This window comes from Spirosoma koreense, from assembly GCF_054777875.1.
Genome location: NZ_BAAHAC010000018.1, coordinates 1 through 1,245 on the forward strand (window position 1 = coordinate 1; position 1,245 = coordinate 1,245).

Annotated in this window: 1 protein-coding gene; it reads left to right on the plus strand. The window is 45.7% G+C overall.

Translation table 11 applies throughout. The annotated features are described in order from the left end of the window. Positions 1–250: 250 nt before the first annotated feature. Entirely contained in the window at positions 251–1,225 is a 975-nt protein-coding gene (locus ACYVC2_RS13595) for an IS110 family RNA-guided transposase (protein ID WP_461102980.1), read from the plus strand. Positions 1,226–1,245 lie beyond the last annotated feature (20 nt).

Consider the following 1,245-nt stretch of genomic DNA (forward strand, 5'->3'; position numbering starts at 1 on the left):
GTTAACATAGTACGTTTGAAGCGCAGTTCAAATTAGGTCACTTTTCACTACTTTGACTGCTGATGAAGAGCCACCAGTGTGAGCAAGTCTGAAGTTAACATGGGCGAACCCCGGGCATTATGATCTGACCCACACTGGTCAATTTTGCAACCTTGAACAGTTCCATTGGCAAACCCCGCGTATACTATGCTAAGTGGCAGAATTGAGGGCTGAATATCGAGTATTGGTGTCTATTCTTTTTCCCTTTGTCATGAAAACTTATGTTGGAATCGATGTGGCCAAAGACTCGCTCGCAGTAGCATACGCCGAGTCAGACAATGCCTGGAAAGCAGGTAGTTTTGCCAACTCACCCGAAGGAATAAGACGGTTGATGGCTTTTCTTCCGCCTTCGGCTCACTGCATTGTCGAAGCAACCGGGTCATACTCCGTTTTAGTAACCTACATGCTTTGCCAAGCGCAATTTATGACCTCAGTCATTAATCCAAAACAAAGCCACCATTTTGCTAAGATGCGGTTGTCGGTGACCAAAACCGATGAGAGTGACGCTGTCTTGTTGGCACGGTATGGGCAAATGACACAACCGCCTATCTATCAAATGGATAGCGATTCGCTGCTCCGACTTCGACAAAAGCGAACGCTGCTTCGACAATACAAAAAGCAGCATCGAGCGATGCGAAATTTGAAGCATTCGTTTTCTTCCCTACCCGTTAAAGACGAACCCGTTCAGGCTAGCTTGGCTAACATAATCAGTCAGTTAGAAGTGGCCATCAAGGCTTTATTAGACGAGATTGAACAGTTGACCAAGGACAATTTTGGTCAGCAATTGCAGCGATTAACGTCCATTGTTGGTATCTCGACTTCGATTGCCACTGCCTTAATTGAAGTAACCGGGGGCTTTGAGCAGTTTCATTCCGCCAAAGCCTTAGCCAAGTTTATTGGTGTCGCCCCCGTAATTTACCAATCGGGAAAACTCAATACGGCTAAAGGTATTTGCAAGACTGGAGATGCCCAGTTGAGGAGTATGTTATATGTAGCCTCTTGGTCGGCGATTCAACATAACAAAGCGTGTCGAGACCTTTATCAGCGCTTAAAAGGGGCTGGCAAAGCCTCCAAAGTTGCCTTGATTGCGGTAGTTAACAAGCTACTCCGTCAGGCGTTTGCGGTAGTCAAGTTTGATCAGGATTTCGACCCGAATTATTTCCCTGTTTTACGTACTTGTGCTTGACTTTTAACACAGTTCATAAT

What these genes read in the sequence shown, in the direction of transcription:
- ACYVC2_RS13595 (WP_461102980.1), top strand. Translation starts at nt 251, where the DNA reads ATGAAAACTTATGTTGGAATCGATGTGGCCAAAGACTCGCTCGCAGTA.